The organism is Streptomyces sp. AK02-01A (assembly GCF_033795305.1).
GTDB lineage: Bacteria > Actinomycetota > Actinomycetes > Streptomycetales > Streptomycetaceae > Streptomyces.
Map to the genome: position 1 here is coordinate 19,963 of NZ_JARBAE010000016.1, position 16,190 is coordinate 36,152.

Sequence of the window (16,190 nt, forward strand, 5' to 3'; positions counted from 1 at the left end):
TCGCGCGCCCGCCGGGGATGACGGGACAGTCCTTCCGCCGACTCCGAGACCGGACTGTGAAAGCGCGAACACGAGAGGTCAGCTCGCGGGAGCCGCCGGGGAGTCAAACAACACCGCTGAGTGGCGCCCGGGGCCGTAGATGCGGGCCAGTGCCTCATCGGCCTCTTCCTCAGTGTCGGCACGCAGGCGGGCCCGGAAGCCCTCCCAGTCGGGAACGCGGCCGTCGAATCCCCACTGGCCGGGCGGGATGATGTAGACGTGCACCCACGGCCCGTGCGCCGGCAGTTCACCGGGACCGAATACCGATCGCACGGCTTCGTTGGCCTTGTCCAGCATGGTGCGGGCTTCTTCGGGTGTACTGAGCAGGCCCTGGGGGGCGATTACGTCGAGCTGGACTCGGGAGTCGGGGTCGGCACCGGCGACATTGGCCGGGGCGTACCAGTTCTCGGGGTCGAACTCAAAGAACTGCACCCAGGAGGTTTCCTTGTGGGTTTGGTTGTTGACCAGGTTCTCGACTTCGGAGACGGCCTGAATGAGTGCCGCGCCGAGCTCCTCCTTCCGCGCGGCACTCAGGCGTCCCTTCATCAGCTGCACGCGAACGAAAACCATGAGTGTGGGTTCCTTCCGGTTGTCGATGGACAAGTGTCCGTGTCGGCGGCCGGCGCACGCTCGGGCCTGGCAGACGCCAATGGTCAGCTCACTCGCAGTGGCTGTGAGGCGGCATGGAGCCGTGCCGGACTTGAGATGGAAATCCTTGCTGATTTCCTTATGGAAGGTGCAGAAGAATTTCCGACGAGAAAAGATCATGACCCTGCGCTGCTCCTTGTCCGCTATAGGGTCGGCCCGAATTCATTCAGCGGAATGTGCGCGGGCTCAAGATACACCGCGGAGAATTTCCAGGAGCCCGGCTCGCTCGGCGTCTCCTTCGAAATTGGCTTGCAGGACCGACATATTGAGGATATGACTTCTCAGGCCCTGTCTGGCCAATCCCGCCTGGCCCACGACGCCCGGCACAGGCGCTCGCGGCGCTGTCGGAGTGAGCCACGCACGTCCGGCCCGTCCACGACGGCGCTCCTTCTCCTCCTTGCGATCGCACGCACCGGACGCCGTGAGCCCCGTCCTGCGAACGGGCGGCGCTACTTCTCAAACACGCCCTGGCCCGCGACCTCCTTGACACCCGCCAGCAGGCGGTCGACGTCCTCCGTGTCGTTGTACGGCGCGAGGCCGGCCCGGATCGCTCCGTCCTCTCCGAGTCCGATCCAGCGGGCCGCCTCGATCGCGTAGAAGGTGCCGGCGGGAGCGTTCACGTCCAGCCGGGCCAGATGCTCGTGGACCTCTCGCGGAGACCGGCCGGCCACGCTGAAGAGCGCCGTCGGCGTACGCCGGCCGGCCGGGCCGTACAGCTCCACGCCGCTGATCGCGCGGAGCCCGTCGAGCAGCCGGTCGAAGAGCCGCTGCTCGTGTTCTTCGACCAGCCTCATCGACGCCAGCACACGGGCCCGCCGGTCGGTCGCGGCCGGGCTCAGCGCCGCGATGAAGTCAATGGCCGCGGTGGTGCCCGCCAGCAGTTCATAGGGAAGGGTGCCAAGTTCGAAACGCTCGGGCACGGCGTCGCTCGACGGCAGCAGCTTGTCGGGGTGTATCCGTTCCAGCAGCCGCGGCGCCGCGACGAGCACGCCATGGTGCGGTCCGAAGAACTTGTACGGAGAGCAGGTGTAGAAGTCGGCTCCCAGGTCGTCGAACGAGACCGGGGCGTGCGGTGTCAGATGGACTCCGTCGACATGGACCAGCGCTCCGACGGCGTGTGCCGCTTCGGTGATCGCCGGTATGTCCGGGCGCGTGCCGAGCAGGTTGGACGCGCCGGTGACCGCCACCAGACGAGTACGCGGCGACAGCACCGCGGCGATGTCGTCCACGCGCAGAGCGCCCGTGGCGCGGTCGAAGCCGGCCTGCCGCACGGTCGCACCCACGGCCTGGGCGGCGGTGACCCAGGGCCGGATGTTCGCGTCGTGGTCCAGCCGGGTCACGACGATCTCGTCGCCCTCGGCCCACTGCTTCGAGAGTGCCCGCGCGAGATCGTAGGCGGCCTGGGTCATGGATCGTGCGAAGACCACTCCTTCGGCCCGGCAGCCCAGCAGGTCCGCCACGGCCGCCCGCGCCGCGAGCACGACCGCGTCGGCGTGCCGCTCGGCGGCGGTGACGGTGCCGCGGTTGGAGATGCCACTGGTCATGGTGTCGGCCACGGCTCGCGCGACCGGCTCAGGCACCTGGGAGCCGCCGGGCCCGTCGAAGTGGGCCACGCCCCGGGCGAGAGAGGGAAAGTGGCTGCGGAGTCGTACGACGTCAAGGTGCATGACCCCATCCTTCATGGCCGAAGCCGCGCGTCAACAGCCTCACCGGGCGTGCGCGAGGCCCGGGAGGAGCGAAGGCCGGACCGCCGGGACTGTGTAGCCGCCGAGACAAGCCGAGACAGGCCGAGACAGGCGGGCATGAAGGCCATTCGTGTGACAAATAGGTTTTTATGTGATCGCGCGGTGTGGCAAGGGAAGGCATGGTCATTGGACACCGATACGCGTGCCCGTCCGGCGACCGGTCTGCTGCCGATCTCTGTGCATCCCAGGCCGGGCGAAGGGAGCAACGCAGATGATTGCTGTGCGACGCGTGGCCGCCGCCACGATGCTGGCGGCGCTGGCCGGCATATCCGCGCCTTCCGCGTTCGCGGCGGCCGCGGCCACCGATGACGCGCCTTTCCTGAAGGCGATCCATCAGGGAAACCTGGCGGAGATCGCCGCCGGAGAGGACGCGGGCAAGCACGCCACGGCGGCTTGCGTGAAGACGGTCGGCGCCACTCTGGTGCGCGACCACCGGAAGCTGGACGCCGACGTCAAGTCGCTGGCGCGCAAACTGGATGTCTCGCTGCCGGCCGCGCCGGCCCCGGCGCAGCAGAAGGCGCTCGCCGCCGTGCAGGCCAAGGCGGGCACGAGCGCGTACAACACGGCGTGGCTGAAGACCGAGGCCACCGGGCACGTGGAGACGCTGGAACTGATCGACCACGAGATCGAGACAGGTGGCAACGCCGAGGTGAGGGCGGCCGCCAGTGCGGCTCGCCCCGTCGTGGCGAGGCACCTCGAACTGATCCGTGCGTGCGAGGCGGACATCGACCGCTCATGACCCCGCCGGCACGCTAGCGCCGCCCGGCCCGCGGCATCCGGCCGCGGTGTCCGGCGCGCATGCTCGCCGCGTTGTCGGAGTCGTCCGAGTCGTCTGAGTCGTGCGAGTACGTCCAGTACGTGAGCGGCTTCCGCCCACCGTACGCACCCGGACGCCGAGGGCCCCGCCCTCCGGGCGGACGGCGCCACTTCTCAGTCGAGGCAGCTCAGAGCGACCTCGACCGCGCTCATCAGTGAGCGCCGGTCGGGGTTGATGGAGCCCATGACGCGCAGCCCTTGCAGCGTGGTCACAAGAAACCGCGCGAGGTCCCTGGCGTCGCGTGTGCCGGTGAGCTGTCCGCTCTCCTGGGCTTCGGCGATCACATCGGTGAGCGCGTCCTCCAGCGATCCCGTCGTCGACCGGATGCGCCGGGCGACCTGGGGATCGTGCGGGACCCGTTCGGTCGCGGCGCTGACGATGAGGCAGGCCTGCCGGCTGCCGTCGCGCACGATCTCGTCGACCAGATCGACCAGGATCTCGCGGATGAGCTCGCGCGCCGGAGCCCCGCCGCGAAGAATCTCGATCAGCGGCTGGGCGTACAGCTCCCGATAGCGGTCCACCGCCGCCAGATAGAGCCCGTCCTTGCTCTTGAACGCCCCGTACAGCGAGCCGCGTCCGACTCCGGTGGCGTCGACGAGATCCTGTACGGAGGTCCCCTCGTACCCTTTGCGGCGGAACGCGGACATCGCCGCCTCCACCGCCGCCTCCGTGTCGAACTCCCTGCTCCGTGCCATGCGGGCACCCTACACCTATATGGAATGTACGATCCAGTATCGTCACTGGGTGCCGGACGGGCCCGCGCGACGGTGCTCGCGGGCCGTGGTGGTCCAATGGAATCCGGATCCGGCTCAGGACCGGCGACCGGACAGGGGAGTGGGGCTCGTGCGCGCAGTGGTGTTCGAGGAGTTCGGGCGGCTGCCGGACGTGCGTGAGGTGCCCGGTCCCGCGCTGTCGGCCGCCGGAGTGGTGGTGCGCGTCGAGGCGACGGGACTGTGCCGCAGCGACTGGCACGGCTGGATGGGCCACGACGACGGCATCGCCCTGCCTCATGTGCCCGGCCATGAACTGTCCGGCCGGATCGAGGCGGTGGGCTCCGCGGTCGCCAACTGGCAGGTGGGTGACCGGGTCACCGTGCCCTTCGTCTGCGCCTGCGGACGCTGCGCCGCGTGCGCGGCAGGAGATCACCAGGTCTGCGAACGCCAGGAGCAGCCCGGCTTCACCCACTGGGGGTCGTTCGCCGAGTACGTCGCGGTGCACCAGGCCGACATCAATCTCGTGGCCATCCCCGAGACCATGTCCTACATCACCGCGGCGGCCCTCGGCTGCCGGTTCGCCACCGCCTACCGGGCCGTCGTGGCCCAGGGCCGCACCCGGGCCGGCGAGTGGGTGGCCGTCCATGGATGCGGCGGAGTGGGACTGTCCGCGGTGATGATCGCGGCGGCCTGTGGTGCGAGGGTCGTCGCGGTCGATGTCGCGCCCGGAGCTCTGGAGCTGGCCAGGAGCTTCGGCGCCGAGGTGTGCGTGGCCGCCTCCGCGACGAGCGGCGCCACGGCCGCGGCGGTGCGGGAGGCCACCGGCGGCGGCGCGCATGTCTCCCTCGACGCGCTCGGCTCCGAGGCGACCTGCCGCGCGTCCGTGGAGAGCCTGCGGCGACGGGGCAGGCATGTGCAGGTCGGGCTGATGCCGTCGAGCGGCACCACCGTACCGATGGACCGCGTGGTCGCGCTCGAACTCGAAATCCTCGGCAGCCACGGGATGGCCGCTCACGCGTACCCGGAGCTGATGGGACAGGTGAGCACCGGGGCGCTGCGCCCGGATCTGCTGGTCACGTCGGTCATCGGGCTGGCCGAGGCGCCGGCCGCGCTGGCGGCGATGAGTGAGGGCTCGGCCACGGGCATCACCGTCATCACGCCGCACCGGGCGGACGGCTGACGAGGCGATGGCGACGGCGCCCGCACGGATCGCGGCGCGCCGGCCGGGCAGGCGGTGCGGGAACCGGACGTGTTGCCCGGCCGTGGTGCTCGCCATAGGGTCGAGAAGGGGTCTGGCGGCGTTGCCACAGCGGAGACTCCCGGGAGATTCGATGAGCACCACTTCGCCCATTCTTGTGACCGGCGCCGCCGGAAACGTCGGGGCCGTGGGCCGTACCGTCGTACAGCTTCTGAGGGAACGGGACCTGCCGGTCCGCGCCATGGTCCGGACCGAGGACGACCGGGCGCGGGCGCTGCGGAAGACCGGCGCCGAGGTCGTGGTGGGTGACCTCACCAGGCCGCCGGACGTCGCTGCCGCTCTGGACGGCTGCCGCAGGATCTACTTCGGTATGAGCGTGTCGTCCTCGTATCTTGAGGTGGCGGTGAGTCTCACGGCGCTGGCGCGTGAGACGCCCGGCCTCGAAGCGCTCGTGAACATCTCCCAGATGACGGTCTCCCAGATGTCGTCGACGAGCACCGACGAGTCCAGGCAGCAGAGGACGCACTGGATGGCCGAACAGGTGCTGAACTGGTCCGGCCTTCCCGTCGTGCATGTCCGGCCGACCGTCTTTGTCGAGAACCCGCTCTTCACGACCATCGCCGCCGACTCGATCGTCCGTGACGGCACTCTGCGGCTGCCCTTCGGCGCCGCGCGTACCTCACCTGTCGCGGCACAGGACGTGGCGCGCGTCATGGCCACGATCCTCGCGGAGCCGGCCGGGCACATCGGCAACGTCTATGAGCTGACCGGGCCGTTCAGCCTGGACATGAACGAGATGGCCGAGGAGTACTCGGCGGCGCTGGGACGGCCTGTCACCTATGTCGATGTGCCCTACGCCGAGTGGAGCGAGCGGATCAGGACAGCGCTGCCGATCCCTTCGCATGTGGTGGACCACATCGTGACCATGGGCAGGCTGCACGCCCAGAACCGGTACGACCGGCTCTCCGACGACGTGCGGCGGATCACGGGACGGGAGCCTCTCCGTATGCGCGACGCCCTCCGGCCGTACGTCGCGGACTTCCGCGCGCCGACGGGCTGACGCGGCCTTCCGGCGCGGTGTCCGGCCGCCGGGACGCGGTGACAGGCCGCTGCTCGGAGAGTTCAGTGGTCCGGAGCGGCGGCGGACTCGGCGTCCCACAGCAGACGCATCTCGGCGGAGGTGGCGAGCAGTTCGCCGAGGCCACCGGTGCCCTCCGCGCGTCCGTCCCGCAGCAGCAGGATCCGGTCGGCCGCGCGGAGCACCGACGGACGGTGCGAGACCGCCAGCACCGTCGCGCCGCTCTCCAGCAACCGGTCCCACATGATCTGTTCGGTCTGCGCGTCCAAGGCGCTGGACACATCGTCCAGCACCAGGAGTTCGGGCCGGCGGACGAGCATACGCGCGATGGCGATGCGCTGGACCTGACCACCGGAGAGCCGCAGACCGCGCGGCCCCACCACGGTGTCGAGGCCGTCCCGCATGGCCGCCAGGTCCGGCCCGAGCAGCACCGTGTGCACCGCCTCGGCGAGCGCGGCCTCGTCGTCGGCGCCGAGCAGGATGTTCTCCCGGACCGTCCCGCTGAACAGCCGTGGGTTCTGCGAGGTGCAGGCGCAGCGCGGCGGTGTCAGAAAGGCCGCCGGGTCCCGCACCGGCTCGCCGTTCCACAGGATCTCGCCGCTCTCCAGCGGCGTGAGTCCGAGCACGGCCCGCAGGAGCGTGGTCTTTCCCGAACCGACGCGGCCGGTGATCACGGTGAGGGATTTCCGGCGCACCGCCAGCTCTATCTCCCGCACCCGGAAGGAGGAGGCGGACTGGCAGGCCGTCAGCCCTCGTACCGTCAGATGCTCCTGTTCCGGTGCGTTCGGCTCGCGGTCCTCCGGAGACGGTACGGGAGCCGTGCGCGCGCCGGGCCTCGCTTCCGGCTCGGGCACCGTCGGGGCCTTTCCGGCGCGGTACGCGGAATCCGCGCGGAGCGCGTCGCGCAGCCGCTCCCCGAGAAAGCCGGTGATGCGGTCGAGCGCCACCGCCACACGTTGCAGCCGTACCGACAGGATGCCGAGCGAGGCCAGGGTCTCCGTCAGGATCTGCAGATAGAAGGTGAACAGAGCGAGGTCTCCGACGGTGAAGCCGCCGTCGCGGACGCGTCCGGCGGTGAGCAGCAGCACCAGACCGATGCCCAGGGAGGCCGCGTTGCCGATGGCGTTGCGCTGGGCGCTGGCGAACAGTTCCTCGCGGACCGCGACACCTCCTCGCGCCTCGTTCAGCCGCCGGATGTGCGCGGTGACATGCTCCTCGGCCGCCGCGGCCTGCACCGCCTGTACGGAGCTGACGGATTCCCGGAGGGCTCCCGCGACCCGCGCCGAGGCGGTACGGGTGGTCTGCCGGTAGGCCAGATAGCGGCTGTGAGCGACGGCGGTCACCGCCGTGATGAGAATCAGCAGGCCGAGCAGCGCGCAGGTGACGAGGGCGTCGATCCGCATCATGATGGTGACGGCGGCCACCGCGAACAGCCAGCGCGCGAGGTTCGTCGGAGCCCAGACGACAAAGAATCCGACCTCCTCGACATCCTCACCGACGGCCCGCAGCGACTCGCCCGTCGTCGTACGGGACGCCACGCCGGGCCGCCGCAGCGCCGATCCCAGCAGCGCGCGCCGCAGCCCGGCCGTCGCCCGGTACTGCAGGCGTGGTTCCAGCCGGTTCAGCATCACACCGAACTGGAGGAAGAGCCTGGCCCCTTCGACCGCCGCCACCCAGGCGATGAGCAGCCACATCGCGCCGCCCGCGGTGCCGTCGCCGAGTTTGTCGAAGAGCCGCTGGAACAGCAGGCCCACCACCAAGGTGCCGAACCGCAGCAGGACCCACAGCCCGGTCAGGCCCCAGTACGTGCCGGCCAGACCTCCGAGTACCGCGCGCAACCGGGAGACGACCGCTTTCATCGCGCCGTCCCGCCCGTCCGCAGCAGGCCGTGATACCGGGAGGCCGGGTCGGCGGCCAGCTCGCCGCGCGGTCCCTGCTCGACCGCCCGTCCGTCCTCCAGGACAAGGATCCGGTCCACCTGCCGCAGCGCGTGCGGCCGGTGATGCACCATCACCGCCGTCCGTCCGTGCAGCAGCCGCTCCATCGCCGGGGCCAGAAGCTGCTCGGTGTGCGGGTCGAGCCGGGCGGACGGCTCGTCCATCAGCACCACGGCCGGATCCCGCAGGAAGGCGCGGGCCAGAGCGACGAGCTGCTCCTGGCCCGCCGAGATTCCGCGCGCTCCGGTGCCGAGGACGGTGTCCAGCCCGTCGGGCAGCTCCCGGTACCAGGCGTCGAGCCCCGCCTCGTCCAGAGCCGCGAGCAGCCGGCCGTCCTCGACGGAGGCGTCGAAGAAGGTGAGGTTGTCGCGCAGCGTGGCGTGGAAGACATGCACCTCCTGGGTGATCAGTGCGACCTTGGTGCGCAGCGAGCGCACATCGAGCGTCCGGACCTCCCGGCCGCCGATCGTGACCGAACCGCGCGCCGGATGGTGCAGGCCGAACAGCAGGCGCACCACCGTCGACTTGCCGCTGCCGGTGCGTCCCACAACGCCGAGGCGCTCTCCGGGCCGCAGCTCGAAGGAGACCTCGCGCAGCACCGGCTCACCCCTCCGGTACTGGAAGGACACCGCGTCGAAGCGGGCGTCCAGCGGTCGCGCGGGCAGCCGGCGGGTGCCCCTCGGGCCCGTCCCGCCGTCGCGCAGCAGCTCTCCGATACGGCGCACGCTCACCACGGCCTCCTCGATGTCCTGGAAGCGGGTGGTGATGCTCTGCAGGGGCCTGCGCAGCAGCATCGCGTACGAGAGCACGGCGAAGGTGGTGCCGGTGGAGATCTGCCCGGCCGCCCGCAGCCAGACGCTCAGGACCAGCGCCAGCACCACACTGGCGGTGGACAGTCCCTGGGTGGTGGCGGGCCACTGGACGGAGACCCGGGCGGCGCGGCGGGCCCGGTCGTACAGGACTCCGAGCCGCGACTCCAGAGCCCGCATGGTGAACGGCACGGCGCCGTTGGTCCGCAGGTCCTCCGCTCCGGCGAGGCGCTCCTCCAGGAAGCCGACCAGTTCCGCGCCCGAGGCGCGACGGGCCGCGACAAAGGGGACGGCCCGGCCGACCAGCCTGCGCAGGAGCAGCAGGGTGGCCAGCGCGAAGGGAGCGAAGACCAGGCCGAACCGCCAGTCCAGGTGGAACAGCGCGGCGAGGATACCGACGACCAGCAGGGCCTGGGCCACGATCTCCAGCAGCAGGACCGACATCACGCCGGCCAGCCGCGTGACGTCGCTGTCCATCCGGTCCACCAGCTCGCCGGGCGGATAACGCTGGTAGAAACGGGCCGAGCGGCGCAGACAGTGGGCGACGAGATCGTCGCGCAGCCGGTTCGTGCCGCGCCAGGCGAGCCGCGTGGCGGCGTAGTCGGACGCCACCGAGGCGATGAGCTGGCCCATCGCGAACGCCAGGTACCACCAGGCCAGTTGGAGCAGCGCGTCGGACGGCCGGCCGTTCAGCGCGCCGTCGATGAATCTCCGCATCACCTCGGGCGCCGCGAGCTGGAGACCGACGGCCGCGGGCACCAGCACGGCGAGCACCGTCACCGACGGCCACTCTCCGCGCATATAGCGGGCGAGCCGGACGAACTGACGCCATATGGGCCCGGGACCGGCGGCCGCCGGTCCGCCGGGAACCTCCCGGGCGGGCTCGGGGCTGTCTGCCATCGCGGTTCCTCCCCGTTGATCCACGAGCGGCGGAACGCGGAACAGCGACAGCATAAAGACGGCACGGAGCCGACGGAAGAGGACCACCGCAGGGCCCTCAGAAACCGGAAGGCGCCCTACCCTTTCCAGTATTCCTGTGAAACTGCCGAGGCGTCATTGCTCATTGAATGGGAGCGCTGTTAGGCTCCACCGGATCCTGATACGGGGCGCGTTCACCGCGTTATGACGCCCCGATCGGCCGGGTTTCAGGCACGTTCGGTCATCCTTCGCGGCATTACACCGGCGAGGATGCGCGGGGAGCATCGCCACACCTCCTCGAATGCCGGCCCGGAAGCTGCTGAACAGGCTCAAGCACCTCGCACCGCCTTGACGAACCGTACTCACCACGGCACAAGGGGGAGATCTTGTTACGCGATGCACTCGTACCGGGAAATGCCAAGTATGACGTGGTCACCGGCGCTGCTGGATTCATCGGCTCCCATCTGGTCGAGGCATTGCGCCGCAGTGGCCGGAACGTAGTGGGAATCGACCGCCGAGAAGTGACGGTCCGCACCGATACACCCTTGCCGGCCGACGCGGGAGACTTTCACGCGGTCCGCTGTGATCTGGCCAAAACCGATCTGTCCGCCGTGCTGATCAATGCGGACGTGGTATTCCATCTCGCGGCGATACCCGGAGTCCGGCCTTCGTGGACAGAGTTTCCCGAATATTTGCACTGCAATGTCCTGGCCACCCAGCGACTACTGGATTCGTGTGTCCGCTCGGGCGTTGAGCACGTGGTCGTGGCCTCCTCGTCGAGCGTCTACGGAAACGCCACCCGCGCCATGGGCGAGGATTTGCTGCCCCAGCCGGCGTCGCCGTACGGAGTGACCAAACTCGCCGCCGAACGCCTGGCACTGGCCTTCGCCGCACGAGCGGACACCGACATGTCCGTGACGGCGCTGCGCTTCTTCACCGTCTACGGCCCCGGTCAGCGGCCCGACATGTTCATCTCACGGATGGTCCGCGCGGTACTGGAGGACAAGCCGATCCAGATCCACGGTGACGGCACCCAGCGCCGGGACTTCGTCTACGTCGGCGACATCGTGCGGGCCCTGATGCTCGTCGGCGCTCCCGGACGCGGGCCCGTGGAGAGCGGTGTGATCAACGTCGGCGGCAACGACCCGGTATCTCTCAACGAACTCCTCGCGCTGGCAGCGGAGTTGACCGGCATCAAGCCGGACGCCCGGTACGGCCCCACCCGGCTCGGCGACGTGGACGCCACCGTGGCCGACCTCACCCGCGCCCAGGGCCTGCTCGGCTACCGGCCCGAGACCAGTCTGCGCGACGGCCTCGCCGCCCAGATCGACTGGACACGCCGATGGCTGGCGGCCGGAGCCCGACCACCAGCGGTCGCACCGACGCTGCTGGAGACCGCCCCGACACACCCGAGGTAACCGCGATGTGCGGCTTCGTGGGCTTCAGCGACCCCCGAGCGGCGCCGGAGACCTCCCGCGCCACCGCGGAGCGGATGCTCTCGGCGATCGCGCACCGGGGGCCGGACGGTTCCGGCTGGTGCCACCACCGCGGCGTCACCTTCGCGCACTGCGCCCTCGCCTTCGTCGACCCGGAAGGCGGCCGGCAGCCGTTCACCTCCCGTGGCGGCGCCACCGCGGTCGTCTTCAACGGCGAGATCTACAACCACGCCGAGCTGCGCCACGCGCTGCTGGCCGACGGCGCCGTGCTGCGCACGACGAGCGACACCGAGGTACTGGTGGAGCTGTACGAACGCGAGGGCGTACGGGCCCTGGACCGGCTCCGCGGCATGTACGCCTTCGCGCTCCACGACGCCCGTACGGACACCACGCTGCTGGTCAGGGACCCGCTGGGCAAGAAGCCGCTCTACTACACCAGCACACCGGACGGGATCGCCTTCGCCTCCGAGCTCGCCGCGCTGCTGCGCCATCCGGACTGCCCGCGCGCGCCCGATGTGACCGCGACCGCCGACTATCTGGTCCTCCAGGCATTCCCGGCCCCGGGATCGGCCGTCACCGGCGTCCACAAAGTCCGTCCCGGCAGCTATCTGCGGTTCCGGCGCGGGCGCCGGGAGGAGGTGGAGTACTGGAGGCCCGAACTGAGACCGGCGCACGGGCGCGTCCCCGCGCGCGAGGCCCGGGAACGCTTCGAGGAACTCTTCACCGCGGCCGTCGCCCGCCGCACCGCCAGCACTCCACGACGGCTCGGCGTACTGCTCAGCGGAGGTCTCGACTCCAGCGCGGTGGCCGCCGTGGCACAGCGCCTCTCCGACGGCCCCGTGCCGACCTTCAGCGCCGGCTTCGACAACCCGGCCTTCGACGAATCCGGCCACGCCGAGGCGGTGGCCAGGCACCTGGGCACCGAACACCACGCCATCCGTATCGGGCAGCGCGACCTCGCCGAGGTCGTCACCAGCGAATACGCCGGGGCCGACGAACCGCTCGCCGATCCCTCGCTGCTGCCGACCCGGCTGATCTGCCGCGAGGCGCGCCGCCACGTCCGCGGCGTGCTGACCGGCGACGGCGCCGACGAACTCCTCCTCGGTTACCGCTTCTTCCAGGCCGAACGCGCCATGGAGACCCTGCTGCGGGTGATACCGGCCGACCGGATCCAGGCCCTCGCCCGGCTCGCCCGGCACCTTCCCGAGCGGTCCGGCAACCTGCCGGTCAGGGCCGCGCTCCAGCAGCTCGCCCGCGGCGTCCGGGCCGCGCCGGAGCACCGCTTCTACGCCTCGACGGCTCCCTTCGGCCCCGGCGAACTCGCGGGCCTCTTCTCCGCCGAGGCGAGAGAGCGGCTCACGGAGCACGAGCCCTTCCGCGAGATCGCCCGGCTGCTCGCCGGCCGGCCGGCCCTCACTGCCATGGAACGCAGCCAGCTCGGCATCATGTGCCACTTCCTGCGTGACGTCATCCTCACCAAGGCCGACCGCGGCGGCATGCGCAGCGCCCTGGAGATCCGTTCCCCGTTCCTCGACCTGGACCTCGTGGAGTTCTGCGGCACCCTGCCCACCGACCTCAAACTGCGCCGCTTCACCAGCAAGCACCTGCTGCGCCGCGTCGCCGCCGACTGGCTGCCGCGGCGGACGGTGCGGCAGACCAAGCTCGGCTTCCGGACACCTCTCGCCGAACTCCTGCGCGGAGCGCTGCGCCCGGTGCTCGTCGAGTCCCTGGCGCCGAGTGCCCTGGCCGCCGGCGGGATGTTCGACCCGGTGGCGGTACGGGGCCTGGTCGACGCGCATCTGACCCGGCGCAAGGACAACTCCCGCCGGCTGTGGGCGCTGCTGTGCTACCAGCTCTGGTACGAGGGGCAGCTCGCGTCCGCCCGGACCACCCACAGTGGCCCGCCGGTCCTCTCCAAGGAGATCCGTCATGCCGTCTGAGCGAGTGCACGTCCTGTCACCCAAGACCTGGGGAGAGTTCGGCAACTTCCTGGCCGCCACCAGATTCTCCCGCGCGCTGCGCGGCGCCCTCGACGTGGAGGTGACGCTGCTGGAGGCGGAGACGTTCCTGCCGTGGCTCGGCGACATCGGCGCGCAGATCCGTACGATCTCGCTGGAGAGCCCCGACACCGCCACCAGGACCGAGCGCTATCTGGCGCTCATGTCCCGCCTCCAGCAGCGCTTCCCCAAGGGATTCGAGACCGACCCGGGTCCGGAGCACGCCTCGGCGCTCACCGGTCTGGTGAAGCATCTTCGCGAGACCGGACCTGAGCTCGTCGTCGGCACGAAGGGCTTTGTCGCCCGGCTCTGCGTCGCCGCGAGCCGACTGGCCGGCGTCCGCACGGCGGTGGCGCACCACCTGACCAACCCGGGACTGCTGGACCTGCCGCTGCACCGCAGCCCGCACCCGGATCTGACCCTGGTCGGCTTCCCGTGGGCGAAGGACCGGCTGGTCGCCGAGGAGGGCGCCGATCCCGACCGGATACGGACGGTCGGACCGCTGGTCGCCCAGCACGATCTGAGCGACTTCATGACGGACGGTTCCGGACCCCGCACCTCGGAGCCCTGGGGCGAGCGGACCGGCGGCGAAAACCGGCCCAAAGTGATCGTCTTCTGCAACCGGGGCGGCGAGACGTATCTGCGCGTGCTGGAGCACATCGCGCGCCACCACCCGGCCACCGACCTGGTCTTCGTCGGCTACGACGATCCCGCACTCGCGCGCCGGGCCGCCGCCGCGGCGAGCGGAGCGCGACTGGGCGACTGGCGCTTCCACAGCCGGCTCACCCAGGCCGAGTACTTCGACTACATCAGCCAGGCGTCCAAATCCCCGCACGGACTGCTCATCTCCAAGGCCGGGCCCAACACCACGCTGGAAGCCGCCTACTTCGGCATACCGGTCCTCATGCTGGAGTCCGGGCTGCCGATGGAGAGCTGGGTCCCCGGGCTCATCCGGGACCACCGGCTGGGAGCGGCGTGCGCCTCTCCCGAGGAGCTGCTGAGCGCCGTCGACGACTGGCTCGGACATCCCGCCACCATCGAACGGCACCAGCGGGCGGCCCTCTCCTTCGCCGACACCGTGCTCGACCAGGAGGCCGTCGTCCGCCGGATCGGCGCCGCCGTACGCACACTGCTGGACGAGCGGTGACCAGCGCGCCGACGGACACCTCCCGCCCGCGAGCGCCGTATCTGCGGCTGGAACGCGGCGCGGACGGCACGCGGGTCGAAGGAGTCCCGTCGGCGCACCTCGGCCACCGGCTGCGCGGCGCGGGCCGCGAGAACGAAGGAGTGTTCGCCGAGTGGCGGTGGGACGGCGAACGCCTGCTGGTACGCAACGACCGGTACGGCATGTTCCCTCTCTACTACTGGGCGGACGGCGACCGCATCGCGCTCGCCACCTCGCCGGCGGACCTGCCGGCCCTCGGCGCTCCCACCGGGCTCGATCACGACGCACTGTCCGTCTTCGTCAGGCTGGGCTTCTACCTGGGCGAGGACACCTGCTTCGCGGCGGTCCGGGCACTTCCGCCGGCCGCGACCCTGACCTGGTCCGCCGGCGTACTGCGGCTGGAATCCAACCGCTCCGTCCCGGCACCCGCGACCCATATGACCCGCCGCGAGGCCGTCGACGGCCTCATCGAGCTCTTCCGCGCCGCGGTGGCCCGCAGACTGCCGGCAGAGCCCTATGTCCTGCCACTGAGCGGCGGCCGTGACTCCCGCCATCTCCTGCTGGAGCTGGAACGGCAGGGAGCAGCGCCCCGGCTGTGCGTGAGCGGCTCGAAGTTTCCGCCCGACACCGGAGCGGACGCGCCGGTGGCCGCCGAGCTGGCCGGGCGTCTCGGCATCCCTCATACGACCCTGGACCGCCCGCGGTCCGAGTTCCACGCCGAGCTGGTGGCCAACCGCGCGCAGGGCATGTCCTCCGTCGAGGGAGCGTGGGCGCTGCCCGTCCTCGACCATCTTCGCCGCCACACCCGGGTCACCTACGACGGCCTGGGCGGCGACGCGCTGATCAGGCCCGCGCCCGCGCTCTCCTTCGTACGCGCCGCCTCCTTCGACGCCACGGACCTGCCCGGAGAGGCCGGACGCCTGCTGCTGGCCGGCCGTACCGGTCCGCACGCGGATCATCTGCTCAGTCCGGCGCTGGGGCGGTTGTGGAGCCGGGACCGGGCCCGCCGACGGCTCGCCACCGAGCTCGCCCGGCACACCGGGGCCGCCTTTCCCACCGGATCGTTCTTCTTCTGGAACCGGACGCGCCGCGCGGTCGCCATGACGCCGTACCGGCTGATCCCCGGCGGCCCGCTGATCCACGCGCCGTATCTCGACCACGACCTGTTCGACCATCTCGCCTCGGTGCCGGAACGGCTGCTGACCGACGGCGGGCTGCACGACGAGGCGCTGCGCCAAGCGTTTCCGCGCCACGCCTCGCTGCGGTTCGCCGGAGACGGACCGCGCGCTTCCGCGGCCGGGACACTGCGCCACCGCGCGGCCTATCTGCGCGGTCTGCTCGGCCACGCGCTGTACGCGGAACCCGGCTGGTGGCGCGGCGGCGACCGGATGCTCCTGCGGCTGCTGGCCGGTGGCCGGGGCCGGTCGGGACCTCAGCGGGTCAGCCGTCTGATGCCGCTGACGCTCTATCTGCTGCAGCTCGAATCCCTCACCACCGGCCTTTCCGCCGGCTCACCGACCCGCCGGCCCGCGCAGGACCGGGCCGGCGCCGGCGCGCCTCGCACCGGCTCGTCCCGTACCGATGCGTCCCGCATCGGCCGGTAAGCCCCACCAAGTACGACCCGACCAGGTACGACCCGACCAGGTACGACCCAACCAGGTAAGACCCAACCCGGTAAGCCCCAACAAGG

Annotated in this window: 12 protein-coding genes; 7 read left to right on the forward strand and 5 right to left on the reverse strand. The window is 70.9% G+C overall.

The window, feature by feature from the left end; all coding sequences use genetic code 11:
- Positions 1-78 precede the first annotated feature (78 nt).
- A complete protein-coding gene (locus PV679_RS17065) occupies positions 79-807 on the reverse strand; it encodes a hypothetical protein (protein WP_319681121.1) in 729 nt (242 codons plus the stop codon).
- A 329-nt stretch (positions 808-1,136) separates the two neighbouring features.
- Positions 1,137-2,354 (reverse strand): cysteine desulfurase-like protein, encoded by a 1,218-nt coding sequence (locus PV679_RS17070; RefSeq protein ID WP_319681122.1) that lies wholly within the window; start codon positions 2,352-2,354, stop codon positions 1,137-1,139.
- 289 nt (positions 2,355-2,643) lie between these two features.
- On the opposite strand from PV679_RS17070, the gene PV679_RS17075 reads away from it, so the two are divergent.
- Entirely contained in the window at positions 2,644-3,171 is a 528-nt protein-coding gene (locus PV679_RS17075) for a DUF4142 domain-containing protein (RefSeq protein ID WP_319681123.1), read from the forward strand.
- A 191-nt stretch (positions 3,172-3,362) separates the two neighbouring features.
- Here the strand turns inward: PV679_RS17075 and PV679_RS17080 are convergent, their stop codons facing one another.
- A complete protein-coding gene (locus PV679_RS17080) occupies positions 3,363-3,944 on the reverse strand; it encodes a TetR/AcrR family transcriptional regulator (protein WP_319681124.1) in 582 nt (193 codons plus the stop codon).
- Positions 3,945-4,092: 148 nt separating this feature from the next.
- Here PV679_RS17080 and PV679_RS17085 point away from each other — a divergent pair, with 148 nt between their 5' ends.
- Positions 4,093-5,142, forward strand: coding sequence for an alcohol dehydrogenase catalytic domain-containing protein (locus PV679_RS17085; RefSeq protein WP_319681125.1), 1,050 nt, complete (start codon positions 4,093-4,095; stop codon positions 5,140-5,142).
- Positions 5,143-5,293: 151 nt separating this feature from the next.
- Positions 5,294-6,220 (forward strand): NAD(P)H-binding protein, encoded by a 927-nt coding sequence (locus tag PV679_RS17090; protein WP_319681126.1) that lies wholly within the window; start codon positions 5,294-5,296, stop codon positions 6,218-6,220.
- A 62-nt stretch (positions 6,221-6,282) separates the two neighbouring features.
- On the opposite strand, the gene PV679_RS17095 is transcribed toward PV679_RS17090, so the two are convergent.
- Together PV679_RS17095 and PV679_RS17100 are read right to left on the reverse strand one after the other, a co-directional pair.
- Positions 6,283-8,097, reverse strand: coding sequence for an ABC transporter ATP-binding protein (locus PV679_RS17095; RefSeq protein WP_319681127.1), 1,815 nt, complete (start codon positions 8,095-8,097; stop codon positions 6,283-6,285).
- The gene (locus tag PV679_RS17100) at positions 8,094-9,884 is read right to left on the reverse strand and encodes an ABC transporter ATP-binding protein (RefSeq protein ID WP_319681128.1); all 1,791 of its coding nucleotides are present in this window, start codon (positions 9,882-9,884) and stop codon (positions 8,094-8,096) included. Before PV679_RS17100 ends, PV679_RS17095 begins: the two co-directional genes overlap by 4 nt.
- Positions 9,885-10,330: 446 nt before the next feature.
- Here PV679_RS17100 and PV679_RS17105 point away from each other — a divergent pair, with 446 nt between their 5' ends.
- From PV679_RS17105 to PV679_RS17120, 4 genes are read left to right on the forward strand one after another with little or no spacing between them, the layout of a single operon-like run.
- On the forward strand, positions 10,331-11,320 hold the full coding sequence (locus PV679_RS17105; RefSeq protein WP_319681241.1) for an NAD-dependent epimerase/dehydratase family protein: 990 nt from the start codon (positions 10,331-10,333) through the stop codon (positions 11,318-11,320).
- Positions 11,321-11,325: 5 nt separating this feature from the next.
- The gene (gene asnB / locus PV679_RS17110; RefSeq protein ID WP_319681129.1) at positions 11,326-13,278 is read left to right on the forward strand and encodes an asparagine synthase (glutamine-hydrolyzing); all 1,953 of its coding nucleotides are present in this window, start codon (positions 11,326-11,328) and stop codon (positions 13,276-13,278) included.
- Positions 13,268-14,482 carry a Moenomycin biosynthesis protein MoeGT1 gene (locus tag PV679_RS17115; RefSeq protein WP_319681131.1) on the forward strand — a complete coding sequence of 405 codons (1,215 nt, stop codon included), beginning with the start codon at positions 13,268-13,270 and terminating at the stop codon, positions 14,480-14,482. Before asnB ends, PV679_RS17115 begins: the two co-directional genes overlap by 11 nt.
- The gene (locus PV679_RS17120) at positions 14,479-16,104 is read left to right on the forward strand and encodes an asparagine synthase-related protein (protein ID WP_319681132.1); all 1,626 of its coding nucleotides are present in this window, start codon (positions 14,479-14,481) and stop codon (positions 16,102-16,104) included. The genes PV679_RS17115 and PV679_RS17120 overlap by 4 nt, the downstream gene beginning before the upstream one ends.
- Positions 16,105-16,190 lie beyond the last annotated feature (86 nt).